Origin of the sequence: Hymenobacter sp. BT188, assembly GCF_014333585.1 — a bacterium.
Classification (GTDB): domain Bacteria; phylum Bacteroidota; class Bacteroidia; order Cytophagales; family Hymenobacteraceae; genus Hymenobacter.
Map to the genome: position 1 here is coordinate 191264 of NZ_JACSCW010000001.1, position 24565 is coordinate 215828.

The window sequence follows — 24565 nt, forward strand, 5'->3', positions numbered from 1 at the left end:
TTCTCTAGCGCCGGCGCAGGGTTACGAAGCTAAATGGATAAGCGTGCTTCTCGTCGGGCTCATAGCGTTCACGGGTTTCTTCGCGCCATTCCGTGTGGTTGAGGTCAGGGAATGTAACGTCGCCCTCAAAGTCATGGTGTACTTCGGTCAGGTAAATGGTGTCGGCCGCCGACAACGATTGACGGTAGATCTCTCCGCCGCCAATAACGAAGATGTTTTCGTCGTGGGTTTGCGCAAGCTCTATTGCTTCGGGCACGGAATAAGTTGTTTCCGTACCATCGGCTTTCCATTCGGGCTGGCGCGTAACCACAATATTCTGCCGTCCCGGCAATGGCTTTCCGATTGCCTCAAACGTACGTCGGCCCATGATAATCGGGTGACCCAAAGTCAGGGCTTTGAAATGCTTCAAATCTTTCGGCAAGTGCCAAATAAGCTGATTATCACGACCTATAACACCATTCTGAGCTACTGCTACTACTAAAGCAATCATATAATTCTTTCAATTAAAGAGAAGTGTTTTCTTCTCACTCTATTATGTGATGTCGGGTTGCTGCAAGCGCAGTCTGACATTACGTAATGCCTTACTATGGCAAATGACTACTTCTGCAATGCCGACGGATTAAAACCGCGCAGAAACTCTTGGATTGGCATCCGCTTTTTGCCTTCTAGCTGCACATCTAGCAGATCAAGCAGACCATTGGTGGTTTGTACGCGCAAATAGCTGCGACCGTCGGAAAACCAGGTGCCCGGATACGTGGTGGTCGGGCCGGTGGAGTCTTCATCGTCCAAAGCCTGGGCGCGAAATACCTTGAGCGTGCGGCCGTCGGGCAGGGTAGTGAAGGCGGTAGGAATGGGGGAGAGGCCGCGCACCAGATTCACCAACTGGGGGGCATTTTGCTTGAAATTAAGGCGGCCGGTTTCCTTCTGAATCTTGGGCGCAGCGCGTAGCTCGCTGCTTTCCATTTGGGGCAAGCTGGGCGCAGTGCCGTCCGCAATGGCTTGCACGGTGCGCAGCGCCAGAGCCGCGCCGGCCGTTTTCAGCTTTTCATACAGGGAGCCAAAATCATCCTCGTCCGCAATTGGCACGACATCCTGAAAAATAAGGTCGCCGGTATCAATTTCGTGGCGCAGGAAAAAAGACGTGACGCCTGTCTGCGTTTCTCCATGAATCAGAGCCCAGTTGATTGGCGCCGCTCCCCGATACTGCGGCAGCAACGAGGCATGTATATTAATGGAGCCCATGGGCGGCATATTCCAAACTGCCTGCGGCAACATTCGAAACGCCACGACCACCTGCAAATCAGCCTCTAACTCCTTTAGGGCAGCCTGAAACTCCAGATCTTTTAGATTCGTGGGTTGCAATACGGGCACGTTGTGCGCCTGCGCGGCCTGCTTCACTGCCGACTCGGCTAGCTGGCGTCCGCGCCCGGCTGGCTTGTCGGGAGCCGTTATGACAGCCGCCACCACACAACCGGGCCAGGAAAGCAAGGCTTCCAGTGTGGGTACGGCAAATTCGGGCGTACCCATGAAGACGATGCGCAGGGGTTGAAGCATAATTGATTTCTCGCAGTGTTACGCAGTGAAAAAAGCAGTGTTGCGCAGTGTTCAGGCGTTAGCACACTGCGCACACTGCGGGAAATTACGCCTCAGGATACAGCAGATACTTTTTGCGCATGGCCTTGTACTGACCCAACGCAGGCTCCCAGGTCTTACGAATTTCGGCTTCCGACTTACCAGCAATAATTTGCTGGCGCAGGGCTGCGGTACCAACTAGGCGCTCGAATCCTTTATTAAAGAAGTTCGCCTTGTCGGTGCTTTGCTGGTAAAAGTCTAGCAGATATTTCAGCGTAAAGCCGATGTCGCCGTTAGTCTGACGCAGGTCGAGGCCGTAGCAAAGCTTGCCTTTTTGGGGTGGTGCCGTGGAAGCTGGATTGGGAGTAGGCGTGAAGCTGAACGGGCGGGTAGAAGGTTGAGTAGGGGCGCCAATCACTTCGAAAGGCATAGCCGTGCCCCGGCCCACGCTGACGTCGGTGCCCTCAAACAGACACAGCGTCGCGTATAGATCGACTGAGTGCGCAGTGGGCAGGTTGGGGGAAGGGCGCACGGGTAGCTTGTAGCGCGTGGCATGGGTGTAGCCTTCCACGGGTATCACCGTCAGGGAGCATTTTTTGCCCCCCGTCAGCCAGCCTTCCCCATTTATCATCTGGGCCAGCTCGCCCATCGTCAGGCCATGAACCACGGGTACGGGGTTCAGACCAACGAACGTTTTAAACTGCGGCTCCAGCACCGGGCCATCTACGTAATGGCCGTTGGGGTTGGGGCGGTCCAACACGATTACCGTTTTGCCCTGCTCAGCGGCGGCTTCCATCACGTAGTGCAGCGTGCTGCTAAACGTGTAGAACCGGGCGCCCACGTCCTGAATGTCAAATACTAATATGTCCAGATCCTTCAGCATTTCGGGCGTGGGCTTGCGGGTGGCGCCATAGAGGGAGCGCACAGGCAGACCGCTGCGGGCATCGCGACCATCCTTAATTGTCGCCCCATCGGCCTCTTCGCCCCGAAATCCGTGCTCGGGCGCAAAAATGGTTTTGACCTGAATGCCTTGCCGAAGCAGCGTATCCACCAGATGGGAGCGGCCCACCAGGGAGGTTTGATTCACGACTAGCCCCACCCGTTTGCCCTTCAGCAGCGGCAGGTAGCGATTGCCCAACTCAGCGCCCATGCGCGGCTCATCCACAATTTGCTGCGGCGCCGACTGCACTGTTACCGGCGCGACTGTCGTACTGGCTTTGGTGGTCGTACTGGGGGGCAAAGTTGGCGTAGTTTGGGCTGCGGAGCAGTTGGCCATCAATACACTCAAACTTAATAGGCCGGGAAGGAAGGTGGAATACATGCGGAAATGGGGCTAGAAAACTGGACGGGTTAGAGTAGCTTTACGGCAGTGAATATATCGCGCTACATCTCCAGTAAGATTGACGGAGCCGACTCTGGGTCGTTTACTTCGTCGGTGACAAAAATAGCCATTATCAGCATTGCCCTCGGGCTGGCGGTGATGATTGTGTCATTTTCCATCCTGGAGGGCTTCCGCAACGAGATCCAAAGCAAGATTTTTTCCTTTGGCGCGCACCTCCAAATCAGCAAGTACGACACCAACAACTCTCTGAACGCCGAGCCTATTAGTGGGCCGCGTCTCATTCAGACGCTGCGCCGCTCCCCGCAGGTAGATGTTATTCAGCCCTTTGCCCGCAAAACGGCTATTATCAAAACCAAGGAAGAGGTGCTGGGCATAGTGCTCAAAGGTATTGATGAGAAGACGAGCCGCTCGCCCATGCGCCAGAATCTGGTGGCCGGTGAGTTTCTGACCTTTCCCGATTCCAGTGCCAGCAACGACGTACTGCTCTCCCGCAAAGTGGCCGATAAGCTGCGCTTGAAAGTCGGCGACGAGGCGCTGTTTTATTTTATTCAAAACCCGCCCCGCGTGCGCAAGTTCCAGGTGCGCGGCATTTACCAGACTGGCCTCGACGAGTTTGACGAGGTGTACATTATCGGCGATATTCGGCAGATTCGGGATTTGAATGCCTGGCCTGACTCGCTCGTGGGCGGCCTGGAAGTGACGCTACGCGACTTTCAGCGCCTCGATCTTGTATCAGACAACCTATACGAAACGCTGCCCTACGACCTGAAGCTGGACAAGATAACCGACCAGTATGCCCAGCTTTTTGACTGGCTGAAGCTGCTGAATAAGAACGTGGTTATCTTCCTGATCCTCATCATCTTCGTGGCTACTTTTAACATGGTGGCTACCATATTTATCATGATTCTGGAGCGCACCAATATGATCGGCGTGCTCAAGGCCATCGGCGCTACCGACAACCAGATTCGGAGTATGTTCTTCTTTCGGGGCCTGAGCCTGACCCTGCGCGGCATGCTCATCGGCAACCTGATTGGTCTGGGTTTCTGTGCCGTGCAGTACTACACCCACCTCATCCCGCTCGACCCCGAGAACTACTACATGGACCGCGTCCCGATTCACTGGGACCTCACCATCATCATCGTCCTGAACGTAGCGACCTTCCTCACGTCACTTTTGGCTGTGCTCATCCCGACGTACTTGATTTCGCGCATTATGCCCGTCGCCGCTATCAAGTTCGACTAAACTAGATAAGAGTATTAACAAAAAAGCCCCCCAGCAAAACGCTGGGGGGCTTTTTATATGATGAAATACCTGGCCACAATTTCTGTATTAGTCAAGGTGCCGACTTTGCAGGATTAGGTTAGGATTGGGGCACAACGCGGCCCACTTCTCGCGTTCCTCCAAAGGCGCCACGCCCGGAAAATCGCCTTGTAGGCCCTGCATATCAGCTATAACCTGAAAATGGAGGTGAGGCGGCCAGTCGCCATTTTCTGGGTGCGGGCCTACTTCGGCAAAGGTGACGCCGGGCTCGACTAGCATTCCCGGCCGTAGCAAAGCAACTTCGCGGCGGCCTAAGTGACCATAGAGGGTATAAAAAGTGGTGCCTTCCAGCTCATGCTCCAGAATAACGGTGGGGCCGTAGTCGCCGAAATTATCATTGTCGGCCAGGCTGTGCACGGTAGCGGGCAAGGGCGACCAAACGGGCGTACCGGCCCGTACCCACACATCGACGCCCAAGTGCAAAGAGCGCGGATGCACAGCCGGGTCGCCAAACAAACCGGGGCTGCGGCGGTAGATAATACGATTCTCCAAATAGCCACCCACCCCAATCAGTGCCTCCTGAGCCTCCAATAGCTCAGCTACTAACACCTCGAAAGCAGCGGTATCCCGCAGATCAGCCGTCACGACCCGCGGATTGTGAGCGGTAAAATCGAGCCGACATACCTCCGGGCTATTCAGGTCGATGGGCAGCACCGGACTGAATTGTGCCTGATGCCGTTGTAAGAGTTGAGAAAGTTCAGTCATATTAATTTCAGGAGAAAATGACCATTTATGAGGTGTTTGAAAATGAAGAAAGCGTATAACTGCGCTGGCTTTACCACATAAAGTCGGGCGCAAGCTAAGGTCTGAGCAGCATTAATCCCGTACTTTTGCCTCCTAGGTTTCCAAGTCCCTAAGCCCCAGTCCTCCATCCAGAATGAGCAGTCCTTACCTCACCCTCAACGTTGTCGAACTCACCCACGAAACGCCCGACGCCGTTACTATTCACCTTGAGCTACCCACCCGCCAGCCCATTGCCTGCCAGCCCGGCCAGTTTCTGACCCTTATTCTGCCCTGCGGTCCGGGGGGCAAAAAGGAGCGTCGCGCCTACTCTTTAAGCAGCACGCCGCACGAAGCCCCGCGCTTGTCCGTCACGGTGAAGCGCGTGCCCGGTGGTTTGGTAAGCAACTATCTGCTTGATACAGTGCGCGTAGGCCAGCAGATAGAAGCCATGGCCCCGCTTGGCAACTTTACCGTAAAGCCCAGCCCCAAATCGGCTCGTTCGTTGGTTCTGGTTGGTGCCGGTAGCGGTATTACACCTTTGATGAGCATTCTGAAATCGGTGCTGCGCGAGGAGCCTCAGAGTCATATTTTGCTCGTGTATGGCAACCGCAACGAGGAATCAGTCATATTCCGGCAGCAGCTGGCTACGCTGGAGCAGCAGTCTGGGGGGCGTTTGCAGGTCGAGCATGTGTATAGCCAGCCTGCCAATCCGGAAGCTGCGCAGCATAAAGGCCGTCTGAACCGGACCATGCTGTTACGTATTCTGGAGCAGCGCCACCAGTTTCCAGCCGAGCAAGCCGAATACTACCTGTGCGGCCCCGATGGTCTGATGCAGGAAGCTCGCTCCGCGCTGGATCTGCTAGGTGTTCCCGCGGCTCGTATTCATCGTGAAAGCTTTGTAGCAGCTGCCGACAGCACTGAAGTAGCTTCCGCTCAGCCAGCTGGTCACGGCGACGTATCTACGGCCGACGATGACGCCAAAATCGTGACCCGCACGGTAACCATCAATTACGAAGGCAGCGAATATAAATTGGTGGTTGAGCCCAACCAAACGATTCTGGAAGCTGCCCTCGACCAAGATATCGACCTGCCTTATTCCTGCCAGGCGGGCTTGTGCACGGCTTGTCGCGGCAAGTGCTTGTCGGGCAAAGTACACTTGGATGAGCGCGAAGGCTTATCCGATTCTGAAATGAAACAAGGCTACGTCCTTACCTGCGTTGGCCACCCGCTGACAGCGGATGTTGTTATTGAGATAGCCTAAGAGACAGCGAAGCAATATTTTGCGTAAACTTCTCTTGTTCAAGACTATCAGTGCCTGGTCGATAAGGAATTAGCCTCAACTATCGACAACATTAAATTGCTGGCTTATCTTGTACTCTCTATGCTACACGCCGCCCCCGAAATTCAACTCGCCTCGGCCACAGATACCCAGCGCCCAACGCGTCGCTACCTGCCCGAAGACTTTATTGTAACGGATTGGTCTGCCCTTGAAGCCTACTTTATCGAGCTTCGCGACCGGGAGATAAATGCCCCCCAGGAACTGGAAGAATGGCTGCTTGATCGGAGTGAACTGGAAAGTGCGTTGAGTGAAAACTTGGCGTGGCGCTACATCCGCATGACCTGCGATACGCAGGACGGGGAGCGCGCCGAAGCCTTCCAATATTTCGTGAGCGAGATTGAGCCCAATGTAGCACCCTACGACCACGCGTTGAACGAAAAGCTGATGCAATCGGAGTACGTTGGGGAATTGGACCCGCAGCGCTACCGCGTGTTTATTCGTTCGGTTCGGCAGGCTCTGGAAATTTATCGGGCCGAGAATATTCCGCTCAAAACCGATATCAGCACCAAGCAGCAGCAATATGCGGCCACGGTGGGCGCGATGACGGTCACGATTAACGGGGAGGAAATGACGCTGCCACGGGCCGCCGACTTTCTAAAAAACCCCGACCGGGCGGTGCGCGAGCAGGCTTATATAGCCGTGCAAGAGCGGCGCTTACAAGACAAAGAGTCCCTCGATAAGCTGTTTACAGAGCTAGTACGCCTGCGCCACCAGATGGCCCTGAATGCTGGCTTTAAGAACTTCCGCGACTATATGTTTGCCGCGCTGGGCCGCTTCGATTATACGCCGCAAGATTGCTTCAACTTCCACCGCGCCATTCGCGAAACGGTAGTGCCACTTATCGACGACCTCGACTTGGAGCGTCGTCAGGACTTGAACCTGCCGGAGCTACGCCCCTGGGACTTGGACGTGGATGTGAGTGGTAAAGCGCCGTTGCGTCCATTTGAGACAGGCGCAGAGTTGCTCGAAAAGACCATCACCGTTTTTCAACACCTCGACCCCTATTTGGGTGACTGCCTGCGGACAATGCGCCAGATGGGACACTTGGATCTGGAGTCGCGCAAGGGCAAAGCGCCCGGTGGCTACAACTATCCACTGGATGAAACCGGCGTGCCGTTCATCTTTATGAACGCTACATCGTCCCTGCGCGACGTGGTGACAATGCTGCATGAAGGCGGCCACGCCGTGCACTCTTTCCTCACGCGCACCTTGCCGTTATCTGCCGATAAGCACCCACCAAGTGAGGTCGCTGAGTTGGCCTCCATGAGTATGGAGCTAATGAGCATGGACCATTGGGATGAGTTTTTCCCGGATGCTGATGAGCTTCGTCGGGCCAAGAAAACGCACCTAGAAAGCGTACTCGAAACCTTCCCCTGGGTAGCCACCATCGACAAGTTTCAGCACTGGATTTACGAGAACCCCGAGCATACCACGAAGCAGCGCCATGAGCGTTGGGTGCAGGTGTTCGACGAGTTCAACCAGCGCACAGTAAGCTGGAAAGGCTTGGAGCAATACAAGCCGTACTTGTGGCAAAAGCAGTTGCACCTCTACGAAGTGCCGTTTTACTACATTGAGTACGCCATGGCTCAGCTTGGTGCTATTGCCGTGTGGCGCAACTTCCGCCAGAATCCGCAGCAGGGCTTGGAGGCGTATAAGCGCGCTTTGGCTTTGGGCTATACTGCACCCATCGGCGAGATTTATGCTGCCGCCGGCATCCGATTCGATTTTAGCACGGAGTATCTGCGCTCCTTAGCCGACTTTGTGCGCGAGGAAATGGCCCGGCTGTAAGGAGTAAAGCAGTCATATCATATTTGCCTAAAAAAGCCCCCCAGATGATTTCTGGGGGGCTTTTTTGTAAGCTTTGAGTTACGATTATTGTTGGAGTTCAAATAAGGGTAGGGGCTGCAACTGGCTGTATTCGCCACCTATTTTGGAAATCTCAGACTCGTGCAGCTTCAGGTAGTTGTTGAACTGCTTAGCCGCCTGATCGTAGCGGACTCGGTGACCAACTACTTCATTATCAGCTGCCTGAATGCTTTCAGTGAGGGTCTGAATGGTTTCGTTGGCAGGGCCGCTGGCAGGGAGTGCTACTTCGTACACCGCGCGCAGCACCGAATCCTGAGCTGCGTCATAAGCATCTATGTGCTCGGAGGCAGCCATGCTTTGCTGATTATAGCGTAGCGTTTTGAGTCGTTCGTTGGCGCGGGTCAGTTGCTGTACCTGCGTTGCATTGGTGTCAGGTTGCTTGCGCAACTCGCTTAATACCTGTGTAGTAGCGCTCATTTTTGCGTCGTCACTGGTTATCATACGAGTCCAGCGTACGTCCAGCGTATCGCGGAATACATCAAGCTGAGCTTTCGCTGCAGCCGGTGATACCGGGTCGACAATGGCTACTTTGTTAGCGCGGTCAGTTTTGCAGGAAGAGAAGGCGGCCATAAAAAGTACGAAGGCCAACGGAAAAATCTTTTTCATAACGGAAATAACGCCGGAAATCGGCGAATAACATATGCTGTTAGGTTGTTAAACGGGTTTAAATTGTTCAAATAACTGTCGGCAGTCGTTGCAGTAGTGCATGGAGCGGCACAAAGTCGCCCCAAAAGGCGTCCGCAACTCCGTATTCTGGCTGTTGCAGAAGGGGCATTGAGCGTATTCCAGAATGTCCAGGTCCAGAATTCCTTCGTACGTGGGCGGCGGCGCCAGACCAAAGTTCTTCAGCGCCTCCCGGCCTTTCTCCGAAACCATATTGGTGTCCCAAGGTTCCTCAAAGCTCATTTCTGTTGTCACATTAGCTATGCCATGGGCTTGCAAAGTCTGCACCACATCGCGCTGCATGTAATCCATGGCCGGGCAGCCCGAAAACGTCGGCGTCATCTTCACCGTTACCCGTCCACTCTCGTCTATTACCACGTCGCGAATCACCCCCAAATCCACCAGCGAAAGCACCGGAATCTCAGGGTCTTTTACCGCTTCGAGCCAAGTAAGAATGGTGGCTTTATCCATGAGTGTGCTAGTGGTGAGAAGTGCGAATTGCCGACTTTATAATCAAAGAACAAACAAAAACCCATTACCATTCCGCCGTCGGATCGACCCGAAATACTTCGGCCATTTCATCCAACAAGGGCTGTAGGTATTCTGTGTGCTCGCCAAATCGGCCGCCGTACACGGGCGTCAGCGTAGTCAAGTCGGGGAGATTTAATGCGGTTTGGCTCAGAAGTTTGGTGATGTTTTCCTGCCAGCGGGCCCTAATTTCATCTTCACCGACAAAGATGCCTTCAGAGATAACATCGTCTTCGGCCGCTGTTTTCTCGAACAAGCCCAGCGCGTAGGGCAAAGTATAATTCAGCGAGTTTTGCAACCGCTCAATAGCCTCTTCCGTCGAGCTACCGAGTTGCTTTATCCAGGTGTTGGCGTGCAGCGTGTGGTACTTCAGCTCGCCTTTCAGCTTGCGCGCCACCTGGGCCAGCGGCTCGTAGCTGCTGTGACTTAGTGCCTCGAAACGTAGGATTTCGGCGTGGTCGTACAGAAAATGCCGGATCAGGCTGAAGTCGTATTCCCCGATGGGTAGTTCTACTAGCTGCGCGCAATGGAACTGGGGGGCATTTCTGGTGAAAGCTACCGTATCTGGCTCGGCTTCGCCAAGCTGGTGCAGGAGCGTGTAGAGTTGTAAGCTATGACCTAGTTTGTCTTGGGCCATGGAAGAGAATGCGATGTCTTCTTCCAGAATCGGCCCTAAGCCGTTCCACTCGGAGTTGCGGTGGCCTAGGATAAGCTGGTCGTCGGCCAGGCGGTAGAGCAAGTCTTTTAGCGCGTCGGTGTTCATGCTTGGGGGGCGTTTTCGGGGTTCTCGGCTTTAAAGCGCTCAATTTTGTCCTGCACTTTGTAGGCCAGGGCATCACGGTATTTCTTCTCAGGCGTGGTCGACCAGATGTCGCGGTCTTCCTCGTCGGAGCGCAGAATATCGGCCGAGCGAATCACCCACACATTCACAACTGGCCGCTGGTCTCCAAATACTGCTTTGGCCTGCTGCAAGGCCATTGCATGCGAGCTAGCATGCACCTTACCCACGTGCATGTGCGCTTTGCCGCGCTTCTTCAAGTGGAAAATGTCGTAGTCTTCTTCACCCGCTGCATAAGCAGCTTGTTCCTCCGCCGATTCAGAAAGAGGTGCTTCCGTGGGCTCATTTTGCCCCCCAGACAGCGTATCGTACACCGAGCCGGCATCGTCGCCGTAAGCTGTTACCTGGACTGCGCTGGTCGGCGTCACCCACAGACCAGTACACGCAAAACGACGGCTATATTGCTCTTTACCAAACAGAAAAGCCACCTCCAGCGAAGGCGCGTGCACTGGCCCTACGTAAGCGTAAGCCGTGCCTTCCTTTTTCTGGTGAAATACTTCATACGTCTCGAACTGGTCTAGCTCGGGCTTATCCGGTGGGAGCAGGGGCGAATCGGGCAGCCCAAGGCGGGAAATGCGCGGATCGAGAGAGGTGAGGGACATTGTAAAATAGTGCTATTGATCTACACCATAAAGGCGGTCATGCTGAGCTTGTCGAAGCATCTCTACAGAGTAGTAACCTCATTTAGTATTACAACGAAGCGTGTGAGATGCTTCGACAAACTCAGCATGACCGCCTATTGGCGTTCAACGTTCAGTTTTATTTCAACTCACTTAAGCCAGCGGCTTCACGTATTTCGCCTTGGGCGAAAGCAGGGCGCGGCGTACCCAGGCACCATTTTCCTCCGCGGCGCGGCGTACGGCTAATCGCTCAGCGTTGCAGGGACCATCGCCATTGATAACGCGCTTGAAGTCTTCCCAGTCAGGCTCAGTGAATTCCCACACGCCATCTTCGTTTTTGCGCAGCTTGGCATCGGGCACCGTCAGACCAAGTTCCCAGATTTTGGGCACGTACATATCGAGGAATTGCTGGCGGCAATGGTCGTTGGAGGCCATCTTTACCTTCCAACGCATCAGAATCTCAGTGTGCACGCTCATCTTATCCGAAGGGCCGAAGAAGGTCATAATCGGCGGCCACCAACGGTTCAGGGCCTCCTGAATCATGCGGCGCTGGATAGGCGTACCAGTAGCCAAATGCACTACAGCATCGTGACCGTACTTCAAGTGGAAGCTTTCCTCGGCGCAAATCCGCTCCAGAGCGCGGCAATATGGGCCGTAGCTGCCTTTGGCATTGGCCATCTGGTTGACTATGGCGCCAGCGTCAATCAGCCAGGAAATAACATTGGAATCGGCCCAGGTGAAGGCAGGGTAGTTGAAGACGTTGGAGTATTTGCTCTTGCCGTTAATCAGGTCAGAAAGCATCTGCTCGCGGGTTTTGCCCAGCGTTTCGGCCGCTGAGTACAGCAGTTGGGCGTGGCCTACTTCGTCTTGCACTTTGGCCATTTGAGCCATTTTACGACGGAAGCCAGGAGCGCGCGTAATCCAGGTGCCCTCGGGCAAGGAACCGATGATTTCGGAGTGGGCGTGCTGCTCAATCATGCGAATAAGCTGCTTGCGGTACAAAGCCGGCATCCAGTCGCGGGGCTCGATTTTTTCGCCGCGGGCAATACGCGCCTCAAACTCAGCCAACAGGATTGGATCTTCGTTTTCGAGGCCGGTAGTAGCGCTGGCCGGAATATCGTGGGTGCTTGCGGAGCCGTACATAAGGGTGGGATTATGAAGGTGGGATGCTAAGTTTAGGAGTTGGCCAGACCAAGCAGCAGTTGGTCGGCCAAGCGGTGCGCAATTTCACTGGGGGGCAATTTGCCCTCGGGCTTATACCAAGTAGGCAGCCAATTCAGGCTGGCCAGCAGAGTGAGCGTTGCAAAGGCGGTATCAGATGTGCGCAAGTCATTTTGCTCAATGCCACGCTGAATTAATAAGCGAAAGCCGGCTTCGTACCGCTCGCGCAAAGCCAAGAACTCGGTGCGGGCTGGCTCGCTCAGGTGGCGCCACTCGTGCAAAAACACGGCGGAGGCGGCTACATCCTGGGTCAGTACGCGCACGTGGCTCTCGATAGCCCAACGCAACTGTACGGCGGCCGGCTCAGCAGAATCATGGGTAGCAGCAGCAAAACCGGCAAAAAAGTCGTCGGCCAAGCGGAAGCAGATGCGGTGCAACAACTCCTGCTTGGACTTGATATGGGAATACAAACTGCCCGCCTCCAAGCCCAACGCCTCCGCTAGCTCGCGCATGCTGGTGGCCGCAAAACCCCGCGTCCGAAACAGGGCCGTGGCCGTCTGGTCGATCTGGGCTTTCCGCGAAAGGGTAGGGGCAGTGGCTTCCATATTCTTGTCAACAAAGCTAAGGTTCCTAACGTTCGTTAGCAAGCGTAAGTTGCGTTTAGTATAGTGCTGCAAATCACCGCGTAACCGCGATCCTGCTCAGCGGTAGCCATGGTGAACAAAATGCAGCCAACGCCAGCCCAAAACCTCACGTACCTTTGCACCTATGAGCGACATTACACCTCTCGATAAAGTCGGTGAGTTCGGCCTTATCCGCCGCATTCAAGAAACCATCACCCTGCGCCAGCCCAGCACCACGCTCGGCATCGGCGACGACGCCGCCATCCTGACGCCCACTGCCCAACACGATATCGTGGTGAGCACCGATCTGCTGGTAGAAGGCGTCCACTTCGACCTTACCTTTTGCCCCCTGAAGCACGTGGGTTACAAAGCTGTAGCCGTCAACGTATCGGATATTGCTGCCATGAATGCCCTGCCCACGCAAATTGTGGTGGGCCTCGCCATCGGCAGCCGCTACTCCGTGGAGGCAATTGAGGAGCTATACGAAGGCATGCGCTTAGCCTGCGAAGCCTACAACGTAGACTTAGTAGGCGGTGACACCACTGCCAGCCGCGGCGGCCTCACCATCAGCATCACGGCTATGGGACAAGTAGAAACCGGCCGCGCCGTTCGCCGTAGTGGTGCCCAGCCCAACGACCTGATCTGCGTAACCGGCGACCTCGGGGGGGCTTTTTTGGGACTGCAAGTGCTCGAGCGCGAAAAAGCCGCCTTCCTCGCCGACCCTGAAATGCAGCCCGAGCTAGCCAACTACACCTACGTACTCCAGCGCCAACTCCGCCCCGAAGCCCGCATGGACGTCATTCACGAACTGCGCGACTTAGGTCTCACACCCACCAGCATGATCGATATTTCCGACGGCCTAGCCTCCGAAATCCTGCACATCTGTACGGCCTCCGGCACCGGTGCCCGCATTTTCTCCGAGAATCTACCCGCCGCCAACCCCATGCTGGAAGTCGCCAACGAGTTCAATCTCGACCCCATCATGTGCATGCTCAACGGCGGCGAAGACTACGAACTGCTCTTCACCCTACCCCTAGCCGACCACGCCAAAATCAAAAACCACCCCGACATCACCATCCTCGGCCACATCACCGAGAAAAGCGACGGCGTAAACCTCATCACCAAAGCCGGTCAGCCCGTTCCCATCACAGCGCAAGGGTTCCAGCACTTCTAGACCATAGTGTCTTGTAAACCATCAATAAAAAAGCCCCCCAGACTAGTTTAGGGGGCTTTTTTATTGATAAAATTTATCTAGAACCTTAATCCTCAGGATAAGGCACGTACACGAAATTCGTAAACTCCTCATCCAACACAAATAAGCAGCAATACTCTTCCGGGTCTTTATAGGTCTGCTCAAAAGCCTCTATGCCTTCCGGGCTGATAACGCGCTGCTGCACAAATACATCCAGATACGAGGCGAAGACGTGCCACTCCAGATTTAGCTCGTCGGCATTCACCAAAAGGCCCCCCAGCGGTACCTCCTGCCGGGCAAACACGAAGATGGGATACTTCGAAATCTCCCGCTTCCGAATTTGATAAGAAGCTTCTTTCAGTGTATCCGATACCGTGGCGAAGTCCTTGGTAATAGTACCAAGGTATTTACCGTTCAGTTCGGGGTCGTTAGAGTAGTCCATAAGAAGTTTACCGTCATTATTAACATTGTCATCCTGACGAAGGAAGGACCTTATCACCGATGCATTCTTGCGTTTTCTACGGCTGCAAAAAAAGCCAGTCAGGATTATCTGAAGCAATCAGTACTTCCTTTTTTGCTCGCGTCCAGCCTTTCAATTCCTTTTCGCGCTCAATTGCAGCCTTGCTATCAGGGTATTCTTCGAAGTAAAGCAGATTGTAACAGAAATAGCGTCCAGCAAAAGTCTGGTTGGCGCCACGATTACTATAATGCTGCGCCATTCGCTGAGGAAGACTATTTGTAATGCCGATGTACAAAACCGTTTTGGCCGGGTTGGTAGTGATGTACACGTAGTACGGCATAATTGATTGGCTGGAAATAGTTTTGCAACGACTCCTGCTAACGTGATAAGGTCCTTCGCTAGCTCAGGATGACAGGCGGTTATTCAAATACAACTTACCGCAACTCCAGCGCCACTACATTCTCCACATGATGGGTGTGCGGAAACATATCCACCGGCTGCACGCGCGTCACGCGGTACGCGGCGTCTAGCAACTCCAAATCCCTTGCTTGGGTGGCGGGGTTGCAGCTGACGTAAACAATGCGGGGGGCGCGGATTTCGAGCAGGCGCTGCACTACGTCGGGGTGCATGCCGGCGCGGGGCGGGTCGGTGATGATGACGTCGGGGCGACCGTGCTGGACAGTGAAGTCGGCGGTGAGCACATCCTTCATGTCGCCGGCGAAAAATGCCGTGTTCGTGATATCATTGATTTCTGAGTTCACGTAGGCATCCTGCACGGCCTGCTCTACATACTCCACCCCGACAACCTTGCTAGCCTGACGGGCCACAAAGTTGGCGATGGTGCCGGCGCCGGTGTACAGGTCGTACACCAGCTCGTTGCCGGTTAGCTGGGCAAAATCCCGGGCAATTTTGTAGAGATTGTAGGCTCCCTCGGAGTTGGTTTGGTAGAAGGACTTCGGCCCCACGCGGAAGCGCAGCCCCTCCATCTCCTCATGAATGTGGGGCTCGCCTTTATAGCACACCACTTCCAGGTCGTGGAAAGTCTCGTTGCCCTTGTTGTTGAGCACATAGTTGAGCGAGGTGATCTGGGGAAACTTGGCGTGCAGATAATCCAGCAAAGGCACCAGCGCATCGTGGTGGTAGTAGCACTGCAAAATCACCATCAGGTCGCCGGTGTTGGCCGTGCGGATGATGAGGTTGCGCAAGAAGCCCTCCTGCGTCACCAGATTATTGAAAGGCAGGTCGTGCTCGTGGGCGTAGTTGCGCACAGCCAGCCGAATTTCATTGGAGGGCTCAGGCTGTAGCCAGCAGTGCTGCACGTCGATGATCTTGTCGAAGCGGGCCGGAGTATGGAAACCCAGCACGCGGCGCTCAATCTCCGCGCCCGACTGAATCTGCTCGTTGGTAAGCCAGCCGTTGTGGCTGAAGGTGTATTCGAGCTTGTTGCGGTAGTACGTACGGGCCGGCGAATGCTGAATCGGGGCCACGGGGGGCATTTCTACCTTGCCAATGCGCTGCAAGGTGTCCTCTACCTGCTGCTGCTTGTAGTGAAGTTGTGTATCGTAGCCCAAGTGCTGCCACTTGCAGCCGCCGCAGGTGCCGAAGTGCTGGCAAAACGGCTCCACGCGCAGGTCTGAGTACTTATGGAAACGCGTGGGTACAGCTTCCAGGAAGCTTTTCTTGGCTTTGGTAATGCGCAGATCCACCACGTCGCCGGGCGCTACGCCGGTCACGAAGATGACCAGGTTATCATGGCGCACGAGGCATTTGCCCTCAGCTACCATGGTGGTGATTTCAATTTCGCGGAGTCCTTCCGTCTTAAGTTTTTTAGCTGTCGTAGTCACGGGTGCAAAGGTAGGGCAAAGTAGCGGCCTCGCCAGCCGATGAGGCGTATTAGACAAGCGCTGAGCTTTCGAAAAAGCCCCCCGCGGCGCTGCAAAAACTGTAGTTTTGCTTCCAGCGGGCTGCAAAGTCATGAGCCTGCTTCTGCTTGAACAACTTCATATGAAAGATAAAGTAGTGCTCATCACGGGCGGAACCTCAGGCATCGGCCGGGCCTGCGCCGTGGTATTTGGGCAAGCCGGCGCCCGTGTCGTCGTCACGGGCCGCGACGAAGCCAAGCTCGCCGAAACCGCCCAGCAACTCACCCAACTCGGCATTCAGCACCGCACCGTGCGCGCCGACGTTGGCGTAGAAGCTGATTCAGCCCGCGCCGTCGAGGAAACCGTAGCTGCTTTCGGCCGCCTGGATGTGCTGATCAACAACGCCGGAATTTCTATGCGAGCCTTATTTCAGGATGCTGATTTGGAGGTAATTAAGCGCCTGATGCAGACCAACTTCTTTGGTACCGTCTTCACCACCAAGTTTGCCTTACCCCATATTCTAGCCGCCAAAGGCTCCATTGTGGGCATCTCCAGCATCGCCGGTTACCGTGGGCTGCCCGGTCGCACAGGCTACTCAGCCTCCAAATTTGCGATGCAAGGTTTCTTAGAGGCTCTGCGCACCGAGTTGCTCCCTCAAGGTGTACACGTATTAGTAGCCTGCCCCGGCTTCACCGCCTCCAACATTCGTCAGACGGCTCTGGCTGCCGACGGCTCCGCCCAAGGTGAATCGCCCCGCGACGAAGGCCAGATGATGAGCAGCGAAGAAGTAGCCGGCCACCTGTTGCGCGCCGTGCAGCAGCGCCGCCGCGACCTCGTGCTCACGGGCCAAGGCAAGCTGACGGTTTTCCTGAATAAATGGCTTCCTGGCCTCACGGATAAGCTAGTGCTCAATCACTTTCGCAAAGAGGAAGGTTCGCCGGTGAAATAATAGCACTAGTTAAAATAAACAAGAACCTCATACAGAGCGGAAGCGAAGCATCTCGCGTGCTGTTGCTGGAGTACTAATCCCGCTAAACACGCGAGATGCTTCGCCCCGTTCGGCATGACGCGCAAAAATAAAAAGCCCCTAGCCTTATCTCACAGTGACTGGGGGGCTTTTTTATTGTACGAGAATCAAATCATGGCGCCTGATGTAAGCTGACTGCCCGCGCCATTGAACTTCGTACCAGATGTCACGCTGGCCTACTACCACTAGTCGGTCGCCAGCGGCGGCAGTGGTTAGCCAAGCAGCCCCGGGACTAGGAGCACCCATCAGTGCCGCCGCGGATTTGGATACGATACCCACTTTCTCTGGCCCAAATGTATTCAGGTACACAACCGTTAACCCTAAATAGGCAGCGTAGACTGCCCACCAGCTAGCGCCCGTCTGGCGATGCCGCACCAAAAGCAGTGTGCCGCCTATGACCGCGCCCACCAATAATGCCTGTAGAATGCGGTAGTAGTATCGTCGAACAGTGATGAGCAGTTGCTGTTGCCAGGTGTTCATATAACCAGTAAGCCGATAATTCTGGGCTAGTTCCGCCATTTTGCGCCAAGTAGCCGCCCGCGGCTGATGTGCTTGGGCAAGGCTTAGATAGTAAAGCGCGGCCGGGTAATGATCCAAGCCTTCCTGGATGTAAGCCATACGCAGCAGCAAGCGCGTCGAGACCAACTGCTCCTGCCGCAATACTTGGCGATATAAGGGATAAGCTTGCCGATAAGCTTTCGCTTCAAACAGAGAATCTGCTTTAGTAAGAGCTAAGCTATTCTTTTGGCCCAGAACAGGTTGGCTGAAAATTGCCCAGAAAAGAAAAAAAAGATGCAGCTTTTTTAGCAAAACGTTTGGTGGTTAAGGGACGGCCCTCTACTTTTGTACCCGCAATCAAGGAAGGCGCTTTCCTGTTGCAAATAAACGATTCTGTAGCTCAGCTGGTAGAGCAATACACTTTTAATGTATGGGTCCTGGGTTCGAATCCCAGCGGGATCACCACATAAAGACACCTCACAAGGGTGTCTTTTTTGTTGTCTATCAATTAGTTACACAGTATAATGGCTCCTGTAAGCTCCTATTGGTCCAAACAAAATAGTCAAATGTTTGGACCAATAGGACTACTTTGTTTGGACCAAATGCGTTGAGAGAGGAGGATTGTGGCTTTTACTTCACCCAGGGAGTACGCCACACGTCTCATTAGGGTAAATACGTTGCCTTGATGCCTTGTGTCGCATAGAGAGTCCTTAGAAGGCGAAAAACAAGCCCCATATATATTCGGTGGGGCCTCTCATGCTACTTACGCTTCATTCGTGGTGTTTTACTAGGACCCTTCACGGGTTCAGAACTTAAGGGAGCCGCCTTCACTTTTGGCGAATCTGGAAAACTGTTGTTCAGCCCCGCAAGAACTTTGTCAGCAGTACTAATAGATTCTAGGTGTGCAAACGGACTTAGAAAGTCCGGCAGGGCTGGGCTCCTAGAGATTCTGCCTGAACATCAGCGGCGTATCTCAGATTATTTTTTACGATTTTGTATTGGGGCCGCGAGACCCACGCGGTCTACAGCCTGAAAGCCGCCCGTTTTCGTGAACTTCATTGTGTGGTTAAAGTTGCGCATGGAGTCAGATGGGTCCAATGCGGTGAAATTGAGCTGAGCGAGCGTGTCCCGGGGCATAGCAGCCGAAGCGATAACCTGATTCTCAATAAGTCCAGTGGCGGGGTTGAGCTGCTTGGTCAGGGCGTGCACTACTACTTGGCTGACGGGCAGGTGCGCCTGGACTTCGCGCGCGACGCGGAGCAGGCAGCCACACACATAATCTTGATAGAGCTCATTGAATTTGCTAATGGGCAACGTCTTGCGGGAGAGCTTGCCGCTGGCCAGTTGGGTGACGACAAAATCAGGGATTACTTCGGCCGTCCCTACGTGCACATCGACTTCAATGTGGTCAGCGGTGAAGGTAAACTCAAGGCGAGAGCCAAGCTGCCTGATGCCTTCGAATGGAGTGAAAATCTCCAGCACCTGGGAATATACGTCAGAGTCTTTAGCTAGAACCTGGCGGGTAAGGTCCTGACGGTCCTGCCAGGCGGTGAGCTGACGAGCATGCTCGGCCTGGCGCTCGGCGGTCAACTGCTGGTCCTGCTGCCGAGCGGTTCCTACAGCCTCGGTCATGCGCTTGACCTTACCAGGGCCACGTTTAAATAGACGGTCGAAAAAGCCCGGTTGGTACGTATCAAGAGCAAGTTGCGCTTTCTGCTCGTGCTCAGTGCTGGGTAGGGGGGGCACTGGGGTGGGCTCCCGCTGAATGGTCACCCAATCTATGGGGTCGTTGCAGTCGTGGTGGACGGACTTAATCACCCCAAGGTACTCGTTGTAGTTAGCTACCGCCTGGGTCGCGTTCGTAATCGCCTCCTCCTTTTGCAGCTGCTTAAACTGTTGCGCAGCGACTCGGCCCCGGCGCTGTTGGTCACGCTCAATGCGCCGAGTAGTGGCGACAAATGAGCGCGCGGCTCCTTTCCAACTCATAATTCGGATAATTTAAAATTAGTAAAAGTATCTTGAGAGCAGGGTAGCTTACAGCTCTTGTTCTTCAGCTTCCAGCTCGGTGGGAGCGTTTTCCAGTTGGAATTTCTCCCACTCGCCCCGGTCGATGGTGTTGTTGGCGAGGGCCTGCTCAATCGCCAGGCTCTCGTGGTATTCGCGGGCCGCCGCCGACAGCGTCCACTTGGTCTCGATGCCGAGGCGTTCAATCTCGGTGCGAATCTGCGCTAGCTCCACCCGAAAGAATTCTTTGCGCGGGTTCGCCTTGTTGATTTGGTTGCGCAGGAAGTGCCGGTGCAGCGCCCGCTCCAGGGAGGGCGCATCATCGCTGAATAGCAGGGCGTGTACGTCGAACTCGAAGGGCACGGACGCGTCACCCAACTCGCGCACCCGGTCCAGGGGCTCCAGGCGCCGGGTCATGCCGATTTTGTAAACGTGCTCTCCAAACGAGCCAACGTTAGAGATGATATAGACGTGACCCGACTTGGTTTGCTGTGCCATGGACAGCGCCCTTTGGTTTTTCTCCTGGGCCACGTGGAGCCGTGCCTCCAGCTCCCGTAACTGCTCTTCAAACGCCGCCCGCTGCTCCGCCGAAGCCTTGGTGGCTTGCTGCTGTACCTTGTCGATGGCTTTCTGAATAGTATCTTCCTGCTTCGCCGCCTCGCGCTGCGCTTTCTCGAAGTCGCGCCGGGCCTTTTCCTCTTCTCGAATCTGCTCCTTAATGAGCCGTTGCTCCTCCCGTTCCTTGAGCTTTAATTCGTGGGCCACCGTGGCCCAGCGCAACTCTTCCAGGCGGGCCTGCAGGTAGTCGGGGGTAATGCGGGCCTCCTTGAAGGGCTTGCCTAGGTTATTCACCAGGGCGTAAGCATCCTTCATTTGTTGCGCCAGGGTGCCGTAGTTATCGTGCTTGACACTGGCCAGGATGGTATCGACTTTGCCGTTGAAGGCATCGGTCACGAAGTTAACAGCACTGACGCTGCGCACGGCTTCTACGTAGTCACACTGGGCGGCCAGGCGGCTGCTCACCATCAGGCGGGTCCGCTCCCGCGCTTTTTTCAACTCGGCCCCAGCCTGGGCGTGGCCGAATTCATCGGCTAATTCGTCCAGCAGCGAATAGGAGGGCAGCAGGTACTGGTCCCCGTAACCCCCAATGACATTTTTAAGGGCTTGGATGGTCTTTTCGAGGCCGTTGGCATTGCGGACGGCAGCTAGGGCCTCCCCAGCTATTTCTTCCGCCCGTTGATTAGCGGAGCCCACAATCCGGGCCGCCTCCTGGGTGGCGTCGAGCAGTTTTCCGTCCGCTTGGGTTTGCAGGATGCGGGCTTTCAAGCCGGCCTCGTCACGGATGGCTTTGCCTTCGCTGCGCGCTTGCTGAAGCTCCTGCGCCGCGGCGGCCCGCAACTCCGTGGCCTCGCTTTGGGCACGAGCGAGGAGGGTGGCTGCTTCCCGGTCCGCGGCGGCCCGTATCTGGCGGGCGTGTTCGTCAGCATCAAGGATGGCGCGATACTGGCTGAGCTGGTCCACTTCCTGGAGCAGTTGTGCTTCGCGGGTGGCGGCTGTTGCCGAGCGCTGCTCTTGTTCTACCCGAGCCTGGGCTAGGTCTTGATTTTTGGATTTAATTTTTAAACCTAGTACCAGAAGCAGAATCAGCGCACCGAGCAGTAATAGTAGTAGAGCTATAGTCATCAAAGGAGATAAGTAAGGATAAAGCAATTATCTGCAATATGCTATACTGCCCCGGATTATCATTCTCTACAACCTCACTTTGTATTATTTTTTTACAACATCTGCCGAAAAGGCCTGTTCCCTCTGTTGGTGCTTAGTTTAACGCTATGGATGGATTCATAGGCCATGTGGGCCTCGCCCTGGCGACTTTCGCCGTCACCAATGTTGATGATTTAGTCCTACTAAGCCTGTTTTTTAGCAACCCGCGCTTCCCGGCCCGCTCGGTCGTGGCGGGCCAGTTCCTTGGGGTGGCGGTGCTGGTCGGGGTCAGCCTGCTGGGGCTCCTGCTGGGCCAATGGGGCAACCCCCAGATGATTGGGTGGCTCGGCCTTATACCCATCGGATTGGGCCTGCGCGCGGCCTGGCGATTGCATGCCGCGTCTGAGACCGAGGGGCCGGCGCCAAAGGAAGTTAAACCTGGCTCCACTGTGCTGCAGGTGGCCGCCATCACTGTTGCCAACGGAGCCGACAACGTCAGCATCTACATTCCCCTGTTTGCCACCTTGCCGGCTGTAGCCGTGGGCCTGTACTGCGGCGTGTTTGCGGTGATGGTGGGCGCGTGGTGCCTAGTGAGTTTTTACCTCGTGCAGTACCCTGCCCTCAACCGGGTCCTAATCCACTACGGCCACATCATCTTACCCTTCTTTCTCATTGCCCTGGGCGGCTGGATACTCTTTGAGACCCAAGCTTACACCTTGGTGCTGTAATGTGCAACAGCTCGTTGGTCACTGACTAGCAACGACCAGTTTGGCTAGAGGTTAATGTTCTGCGGTCACTCTTCGCTTTATTACGCTACGCTCCATGACGCTTGCGCATTGGCGACGTTCCCTACCTATGCGTGTAGTAGTAATAAGGTATTTCTTCTTATTCTTTTTATACACATCTAGTATTCCTCAGGGAGTACGGTTCCCTGGTAATAAAGCAACGACGAAGTTGTACGCACTCGCTCCGCTCTGCTAACCGCGCAACGGATAGCTTCGCTATCCTCACCGAGGGTTTCATATACCATGTGTGCCCCAAATTAGGTAAAAACCTTGCTCAGGAGCTGTAAACGCACTTTTTTGTAGGTTAAAATTAATAAGAAGTTAGGTCATTTATAGGAGTATGGGGGACTCATTCAACCGGCCTTTAACCCGCTCCATTGAGCGGGCTCCCACGAGAGTAGCTGAAACTATTTACCCTAGCTATTACCATCTAGCTCCTCGTTATGGTATGTTTAGAGGTGAGGGGTGTCTGCCTCTCTTATCGCCATGGTCGCGCACACTGACCTAAATGAGTGCCGGTGTCGGGGAGCTTTTCGTTGCGTTGCTTCCTCGACGTTCCTACCGCCTAACGCCACGGTCAGGGTCTAGCCCCGAATACAGATAAGAGTGCGGAGGGCTCGGCCCTCACCCATGCGAGTGTAGTAGTGCCTGTAAGTAAAGCTGGAAGGGGTAGCAAATGGCTATTTCTTCCCCCTCATTTAAATATTAACGACCTGAACGTAGCCTTGACCGGCAAACCAGGAACATCAAAAATAACGACCGGGGTCTGCTACCTGTATAGCTACCTGATTGCTGGCGGCTTTGGCGTCGGTGGCAATAATTTCGGGGCCGACTACCGCCAGGTCCACAGTGACGTTGTGCGCTCCTTCCTAGGCAACTCCTACACCAAATGCCTGGATATTCTCCTAGAGCGGGGCTACCTGGAGCGGTTGGCGGTCAGCGAACACACCGGCGAGGTCAAGGAAAAAGGCGCTTATACGCCGCCCATCTACGGGATGACCGGTAAGTCCAAGCAATTCCGGATACCCGCCGCGCTACTGGGGGAAGACAAGAAGTATAAAATCATCCAGCAGCGACTGGGCAAGGCCGACCAAAACAAATTCGCCGCCATCGAGAACCGGGTGACCGCCATCACCGAAACCTACCGGCTCTACGTGCGGGAGCAGATGAAAACCATGGTGCTCCTGGACTCGCCGGAATCCCGGCAGGCGGTGGATAGCTTAGGGCTGGAGGGGCGAGTACGGGAGCCCGCGGAAAATTTCCTTGAACTGTTTAATTACAGCCCCTTCAACGAGGTTCCTATCGACTTGTTCGGTCACCGCGTGCACTCGCGGGTCGTGAACCTGCCACGGCTCCTGCGGCCGTATCTGCGCTTCCCTGACGACGATTCTCCCCTGGTTGAAATTGACCTGGTGAATTCCCAGCCGGCCATCCTGGCCTCTATTACCCCCGCCCTTATCAAGCGATTCGCCCCGGAGTGCAAGGCTGCAATTCCGCTGTTTAAAGCCGTACAGGGCGACGAAAACTATCAACGGTACCAACAGCTCTGTTTTGATAAAACCATCTATGAGACGCTTCAAAAGAGCTTTAATGAAACCTACGGGGAGCACCTGCGAAAGCCTCTGACCCGGGATGATGCCAAGGACGTATTCTACGCGGGCTCCTTCTCAGATTACGAGTACCTGGAGACAGAAACCTTGGCACACCTATCCGGTGAGCTACATGAGGTCCTTCAATTCGACCAAGATGAGCAAGCTATCCAAAAATGCGAGGAGCGCCTCCACGGCCTTCGGTGCTACCTAATATTCAAAAAAGAATTTCCGGCGGTGCACAGTCTGTTCCGCCAGCTCAAGGCCCTGGACTGGTCGGCGATAAACCGTGGGGAGCCCCATTCTAATAACTGCCTGCTGGCCCAGCGCATCGAGAGCAATCTCATTTACACCGTGCTCGTCAAAAGCGTTCTAGAAGCCGGAATCAGCCAGGTGGTGACAATTCATGACGCCCTGCTGGTGCGCCGGCAAGATGAGAAAAGAGCACGCGCCCTCGTCGAGCAGGAACTCCGGAAATTAAATCTCAAGTTGAAATTAAAGCAGAAGAGCTAAGCCGAGTTGGGGCTAGGGACGCCACCCCGAGCTCCTCAAGGGGCCGGTAATTTCCTGCCTTTTGCTACCATATGCTCACCTCCTGCGATGAGGAAGTCAGGACAACCCTGCCTACGTGGCGGAATTTTCACCGCTAGAGTTTTTAGTAGGGCAGTGGGTCCCTTGGTTCGGAGTCGGCATAATTTCCGAAAATCAGCTCAAAAAAATAGAGCCATGATTCCTCTGTACCCCCCCCGTTCTCAATAGGGGGGGGTATTTTTATCGAAAAGAGAGGGATACGGGGCCCAGGGGAGGGGGTAGGTGTCAAAATTCCTGTAGGGCTGGCTGCTAGGGCCGAAG

At 54.8% G+C, this 24565-nt stretch carries 23 protein-coding genes and 1 tRNA gene; 8 read left to right on the forward strand and 16 right to left on the reverse strand.

Annotation, left to right across the window (positions count from 1 at the left end; translation table 11 throughout):
• Positions 1 to 4: 4 nt before the first annotated feature.
• From H8B13_RS00795 to H8B13_RS00805, 3 genes are all read right to left on the reverse strand, one after another.
• Entirely contained in the window at positions 5 to 490 is a 486-nt protein-coding gene (locus tag H8B13_RS00795; protein ID WP_187308937.1) for a dihydrofolate reductase, read from the reverse strand.
• 107 nt (positions 491 to 597) lie between these two features.
• Positions 598 to 1554: a methionyl-tRNA formyltransferase gene (fmt, locus tag H8B13_RS00800; RefSeq protein WP_187308938.1), complete on the reverse strand. Its 957-nt coding sequence runs from the start codon at positions 1552 to 1554 to the stop codon at positions 598 to 600.
• Between the two features lie 85 nt (positions 1555 to 1639).
• Complete coding sequence (locus H8B13_RS00805; RefSeq protein WP_222841307.1) at positions 1640 to 2893, reverse strand: exo-beta-N-acetylmuramidase NamZ domain-containing protein; 1254 nt, start codon at positions 2891 to 2893, stop codon at positions 1640 to 1642.
• A 48-nt stretch (positions 2894 to 2941) separates the two neighbouring features.
• Between H8B13_RS00805 and H8B13_RS21470 the strand changes: the two genes are divergently transcribed.
• Positions 2942 to 4156, forward strand: a complete 1215-nt coding sequence (locus tag H8B13_RS21470) for an ABC transporter permease (RefSeq protein ID WP_187308939.1) — start codon at positions 2942 to 2944, stop codon at positions 4154 to 4156.
• A gap of 87 nt (positions 4157 to 4243) precedes the next feature.
• On the opposite strand, the gene H8B13_RS00815 is transcribed toward H8B13_RS21470, so the two are convergent.
• A complete protein-coding gene (locus H8B13_RS00815; protein WP_187308940.1) occupies positions 4244 to 4939 on the reverse strand; it encodes a peptidoglycan DD-metalloendopeptidase family protein in 696 nt (231 codons plus the stop codon).
• Positions 4940 to 5111: 172 nt separating this feature from the next.
• Here H8B13_RS00815 and H8B13_RS00820 point away from each other — a divergent pair, with 172 nt between their 5' ends.
• Positions 5112 to 6218, forward strand: a complete 1107-nt coding sequence (locus H8B13_RS00820) for a ferredoxin--NADP reductase (protein ID WP_187308941.1) — start codon at positions 5112 to 5114, stop codon at positions 6216 to 6218.
• Between the two features lie 120 nt (positions 6219 to 6338).
• Positions 6339 to 8084, forward strand: coding sequence for a M3 family oligoendopeptidase (locus H8B13_RS00825; protein ID WP_187308942.1), 1746 nt, complete (start codon positions 6339 to 6341; stop codon positions 8082 to 8084).
• 84 nt (positions 8085 to 8168) lie between these two features.
• Here H8B13_RS00825 and H8B13_RS00830 read toward each other — a convergent pair whose 3' ends face one another.
• The 6 genes from H8B13_RS00830 to H8B13_RS00855 form a co-directional block, all read right to left on the reverse strand.
• On the reverse strand, positions 8169 to 8768 hold the full coding sequence (locus H8B13_RS00830; protein WP_187308943.1) for a hypothetical protein: 600 nt from the start codon (positions 8766 to 8768) through the stop codon (positions 8169 to 8171).
• A 48-nt stretch (positions 8769 to 8816) separates the two neighbouring features.
• Positions 8817 to 9296, reverse strand: a complete 480-nt coding sequence (gene paaD, locus H8B13_RS00835; protein WP_187308944.1) for a 1,2-phenylacetyl-CoA epoxidase subunit PaaD — start codon at positions 9294 to 9296, stop codon at positions 8817 to 8819.
• A 64-nt stretch (positions 9297 to 9360) separates the two neighbouring features.
• Positions 9361 to 10116, reverse strand: coding sequence for a 1,2-phenylacetyl-CoA epoxidase subunit PaaC (gene paaC / locus H8B13_RS00840; RefSeq protein WP_187308945.1), 756 nt, complete (start codon positions 10114 to 10116; stop codon positions 9361 to 9363).
• On the reverse strand, positions 10113 to 10793 hold the full coding sequence (locus tag H8B13_RS00845; RefSeq protein WP_187308946.1) for a phenylacetic acid degradation b: 681 nt from the start codon (positions 10791 to 10793) through the stop codon (positions 10113 to 10115). Before H8B13_RS00845 ends, paaC begins: the two co-directional genes overlap by 4 nt.
• A 171-nt stretch (positions 10794 to 10964) precedes the next feature.
• The gene (gene paaA, locus H8B13_RS00850) at positions 10965 to 11954 is read right to left on the reverse strand and encodes a 1,2-phenylacetyl-CoA epoxidase subunit PaaA (protein ID WP_133272234.1); all 990 of its coding nucleotides are present in this window, start codon (positions 11952 to 11954) and stop codon (positions 10965 to 10967) included.
• 32 nt (positions 11955 to 11986) lie between these two features.
• Positions 11987 to 12577: a TetR/AcrR family transcriptional regulator gene (locus H8B13_RS00855; protein WP_187308947.1), complete on the reverse strand. Its 591-nt coding sequence runs from the start codon at positions 12575 to 12577 to the stop codon at positions 11987 to 11989.
• 163 nt (positions 12578 to 12740) lie between these two features.
• Here H8B13_RS00855 and thiL point away from each other — a divergent pair, with 163 nt between their 5' ends.
• The gene (thiL, locus tag H8B13_RS00860) at positions 12741 to 13769 is read left to right on the forward strand and encodes a thiamine-phosphate kinase (RefSeq protein WP_187308948.1); all 1029 of its coding nucleotides are present in this window, start codon (positions 12741 to 12743) and stop codon (positions 13767 to 13769) included.
• 85 nt (positions 13770 to 13854) lie between these two features.
• On the opposite strand, the gene H8B13_RS00865 is transcribed toward thiL, so the two are convergent.
• The 3 genes from H8B13_RS00865 to rlmD form a co-directional block, all read right to left on the reverse strand.
• Positions 13855 to 14229, reverse strand: coding sequence for a hypothetical protein (locus H8B13_RS00865; protein ID WP_187308949.1), 375 nt, complete (start codon positions 14227 to 14229; stop codon positions 13855 to 13857).
• Between the two features lie 76 nt (positions 14230 to 14305).
• Positions 14306 to 14575 (reverse strand): GIY-YIG nuclease family protein, encoded by a 270-nt coding sequence (locus H8B13_RS00870; protein ID WP_315985090.1) that lies wholly within the window; start codon positions 14573 to 14575, stop codon positions 14306 to 14308.
• Between the two features lie 106 nt (positions 14576 to 14681).
• On the reverse strand, positions 14682 to 16091 hold the full coding sequence (gene rlmD / locus H8B13_RS00875; RefSeq protein ID WP_410054425.1) for a 23S rRNA (uracil(1939)-C(5))-methyltransferase RlmD: 1410 nt from the start codon (positions 16089 to 16091) through the stop codon (positions 14682 to 14684).
• A 160-nt stretch (positions 16092 to 16251) separates the two neighbouring features.
• Between rlmD and H8B13_RS00880 the strand changes: the two genes are divergently transcribed.
• Entirely contained in the window at positions 16252 to 17058 is an 807-nt protein-coding gene (locus H8B13_RS00880) for an SDR family oxidoreductase (protein WP_187308951.1), read from the forward strand.
• A gap of 171 nt (positions 17059 to 17229) precedes the next feature.
• Here the strand turns inward: H8B13_RS00880 and H8B13_RS00885 are convergent, their stop codons facing one another.
• Positions 17230 to 17946 (reverse strand): hypothetical protein, encoded by a 717-nt coding sequence (locus H8B13_RS00885; protein ID WP_187308952.1) that lies wholly within the window; start codon positions 17944 to 17946, stop codon positions 17230 to 17232.
• 77 nt (positions 17947 to 18023) lie between these two features.
• On the opposite strand from H8B13_RS00885, the gene H8B13_RS00890 reads away from it, so the two are divergent.
• Positions 18024 to 18099: transfer RNA gene (locus tag H8B13_RS00890), tRNA-Lys, on the forward strand.
• A 513-nt stretch (positions 18100 to 18612) separates the two neighbouring features.
• On the opposite strand, the gene H8B13_RS00895 is transcribed toward H8B13_RS00890, so the two are convergent.
• Together H8B13_RS00895 and H8B13_RS00900 are read right to left on the reverse strand one after the other, a co-directional pair.
• A complete protein-coding gene (locus H8B13_RS00895) occupies positions 18613 to 19620 on the reverse strand; it encodes a hypothetical protein (protein ID WP_187308953.1) in 1008 nt (335 codons plus the stop codon).
• Positions 19621 to 19668: 48 nt separating this feature from the next.
• Positions 19669 to 21321: a DUF4041 domain-containing protein gene (locus H8B13_RS00900; protein ID WP_187308954.1), complete on the reverse strand. Its 1653-nt coding sequence runs from the start codon at positions 21319 to 21321 to the stop codon at positions 19669 to 19671.
• 146 nt (positions 21322 to 21467) lie between these two features.
• Between H8B13_RS00900 and H8B13_RS00905 the strand changes: the two genes are divergently transcribed.
• Positions 21468 to 22067, forward strand: a complete 600-nt coding sequence (locus tag H8B13_RS00905) for a cadmium resistance transporter (RefSeq protein WP_187308955.1) — start codon at positions 21468 to 21470, stop codon at positions 22065 to 22067.
• Between the two features lie 782 nt (positions 22068 to 22849).
• Complete coding sequence (locus tag H8B13_RS00910) at positions 22850 to 24226, forward strand: hypothetical protein (RefSeq protein ID WP_187308956.1); 1377 nt, start codon at positions 22850 to 22852, stop codon at positions 24224 to 24226.
• The last annotated feature ends 339 nt before the right edge of the window (positions 24227 to 24565 follow it).

Bases quoted from the DNA above. Each gene is read 5' to 3' on its own strand.
- H8B13_RS00795 (WP_187308937.1), bottom strand. From the start codon at position 490: ATGATTGCTTTAGTAGTAGCAGTAGCTCAGAATGGTGTTATAGGTCGT.
- fmt (WP_187308938.1), bottom strand. From the start codon at position 1,554: ATGCTTCAACCCCTGCGCATCGTCTTCATGGGTACGCCCGAATTTGCC.
- H8B13_RS00805 (WP_222841307.1), bottom strand. From the start codon at position 2,893: ATGTATTCCACCTTCCTTCCCGGCCTATTAAGTTTGAGTGTATTGATG.
- H8B13_RS00815 (WP_187308940.1), bottom strand. From the start codon at position 4,939: ATGACTGAACTTTCTCAACTCTTACAACGGCATCAGGCACAATTCAGT.
- H8B13_RS00820 (WP_187308941.1), top strand. From the start codon at position 5,112: ATGAGCAGTCCTTACCTCACCCTCAACGTTGTCGAACTCACCCACGAA.
- H8B13_RS00825 (WP_187308942.1), top strand. From the start codon at position 6,339: ATGCTACACGCCGCCCCCGAAATTCAACTCGCCTCGGCCACAGATACC.
- H8B13_RS00830 (WP_187308943.1), bottom strand. From the start codon at position 8,768: ATGAAAAAGATTTTTCCGTTGGCCTTCGTACTTTTTATGGCCGCCTTC.
- paaD (WP_187308944.1), bottom strand. From the start codon at position 9,296: ATGGATAAAGCCACCATTCTTACTTGGCTCGAAGCGGTAAAAGACCCT.
- paaC (WP_187308945.1), bottom strand. From the start codon at position 10,116: ATGAACACCGACGCGCTAAAAGACTTGCTCTACCGCCTGGCCGACGAC.
- H8B13_RS00845 (WP_187308946.1), bottom strand. From the start codon at position 10,793: ATGTCCCTCACCTCTCTCGATCCGCGCATTTCCCGCCTTGGGCTGCCC.
- paaA (WP_133272234.1), bottom strand. From the start codon at position 11,954: ATGTACGGCTCCGCAAGCACCCACGATATTCCGGCCAGCGCTACTACC.
- H8B13_RS00855 (WP_187308947.1), bottom strand. From the start codon at position 12,577: ATGGAAGCCACTGCCCCTACCCTTTCGCGGAAAGCCCAGATCGACCAG.
- thiL (WP_187308948.1), top strand. From the start codon at position 12,741: ATGAGCGACATTACACCTCTCGATAAAGTCGGTGAGTTCGGCCTTATC.
- H8B13_RS00865 (WP_187308949.1), bottom strand. From the start codon at position 14,229: ATGGACTACTCTAACGACCCCGAACTGAACGGTAAATACCTTGGTACT.
- H8B13_RS00880 (WP_187308951.1), top strand. From the start codon at position 16,252: ATGAAAGATAAAGTAGTGCTCATCACGGGCGGAACCTCAGGCATCGGC.
- H8B13_RS00895 (WP_187308953.1), bottom strand. From the start codon at position 19,620: ATGAGTTGGAAAGGAGCCGCGCGCTCATTTGTCGCCACTACTCGGCGC.
- H8B13_RS00900 (WP_187308954.1), bottom strand. From the start codon at position 21,321: ATGACTATAGCTCTACTACTATTACTGCTCGGTGCGCTGATTCTGCTT.
- H8B13_RS00905 (WP_187308955.1), top strand. From the start codon at position 21,468: ATGGATGGATTCATAGGCCATGTGGGCCTCGCCCTGGCGACTTTCGCC.